1 rRNA gene is annotated in these 1,737 nt (G+C 55.4%); it reads left to right on the top strand.

Annotated elements, in window-relative coordinates:
- Nucleotides 1-1,692: ribosomal RNA gene (locus tag EKG36_RS20385) — 23S ribosomal RNA — on the top strand; the annotation flags it as partial.
- Between the last annotated feature and the right edge of the window lie 45 nt (nt 1,693-1,737).

Raw genomic sequence — 1,737 nt, 5'->3', positions numbered from 1 at the left:
GAAGGTCTGTCGAGAGGCAGGCTGGAGGTATCACGAGTGCGAATGCTGACATGAGTAACGACAAGGGGAGTGAAAAACTCCCCCGCCGGAAGACCAAGGGTTTCTGTTCGACGCTAATCGGAGCAGAGTGAGTCGGCCCCTAAGGTGAGGCTGAAAAGCGTAGCCGATGGGAAACGGGTCAATATTCCCGTACCTCACAGTATTGCGATGGGGGGACGAAGAAGGCTAGGTGAGCCAGGCGTTGGTTGTCCTGGTGAAAGTCAGTAGGCTGGGGGTTCAGGCAAATCCGGACCCCTGAGGCCGAGAGACGAGACGAACAGACTACGGTCTGGAAGTCATCGATGCCACGCTTCCAGGAAAAGCCTCTAAGCTTCAGATACTGTGGGACCGTACCCCAAACCGACACAGGTGGTCAGGTAGAGAATACCAAGGCGCTTGAGAGAACTCGGGTGAAGGAACTAGGCAAAATGGTGCCGTAACTTCGGGAGAAGGCACGCCGCATTAGGGTGAAGGGACTGGCTCCCAGAGCCCGACGCGGTCGAAGATACCAGGTGGCTGCAACTGTTTATTAAAAACACAGTACTCTGCAAACGCGTAAGCGGACGTATAGGGTATGACGCCTGCCCGGTGCCGGAAGGTTAATTGATGGTGTTAGCTTCGGCGAAGCTCCTGATCGAAGCCCCGGTAAACGGCGGCCGTAACTATAACGGTCCTAAGGTAGCGAAATTCCTTGTCGGGTAAGTTCCGACCTGCACGAATGGCGTAATGATGGCCACGCTGTCTCCACCCGAGACTCAGTGAAATTGAAATCGCAGTGAAGATGCTGTGTACCCGCGGCTAGACGGAAAGACCCCGTGAACCTTTACTACAGCTTCACACTGGACGCTGATGTTGCTTGTGTAGGATAGCTGGGAGGCTTGGAAACCGTAGCGCCAGCTGCGGTGGAGCCAACCTTGAAATACCAGCCTGGCATCATTGGCGTTCTAACTCAGGTCCGTGATCCGGATCGAGGACCGTGTGTGGTGGGTAGTTTGACTGGGGCGGTCTCCTCCCAAAGCGTAACGGAGGAGCACGAAGGTACCCTCAGCACGGTTGGAAATCGTGCAATGAGTGCAAGAGCATAAGGGTGCTTAACTGCGAGACAGACACGTCGAGCAGGTACGAAAGTAGGTTCTAGTGATCCGGTGGTTCTGTATGGAAGGGCCATCGCTCAACGGATAAAAGGTACTCCGGGGATAACAGGCTGATACCGCCCAAGAGTTCACATCGACGGCGGTGTTTGGCACCTCGATGTCGGCTCATCACATCCTGGGGCTGAAGTCGGTCCCAAGGGTATGGCTGTTCGCCATTTAAAGTGGTACGCGAGCTGGGTTTAGAACGTCGTGAGACAGTTCGGTCCCTATCTGCCGTGGGCGTTGGAGATTTGAGAAGCGCTGCTCCTAGTACGAGAGGACCGGAGTGGACGTACCTCTGGTGTTCCGGTTGTCATGCCAATGGCATTGCCGGGTAGCTATGTACGGACGGGATAACCGCTGAAAGCATCTAAGCGGGAAGCCCCCTTCAAGATGAGATCTCCCCGAGGCCTCGAGCCTCCTGAAGGACCCAGCAAGACCAGCTGGTTGATAGGTCGGATGTGGAAGCGCTGCAAGGCGTTGAGCTAACCGATACTAATTGTCCGTGAGGCTTGACCATATAACACCCAAGCGGTCTGTCGATGACAGACGGCAAGAGCCGGGT

It is taken from the genome of Halomonas nitroreducens (assembly GCF_003966155.1).
Classification (GTDB): domain Bacteria; phylum Pseudomonadota; class Gammaproteobacteria; order Pseudomonadales; family Halomonadaceae; genus Halomonas; species Halomonas nitroreducens.
The sequence above is the reverse complement of the archived record's forward strand: the minus strand, read 5'-3'. Positions and strand labels throughout refer to the sequence as shown.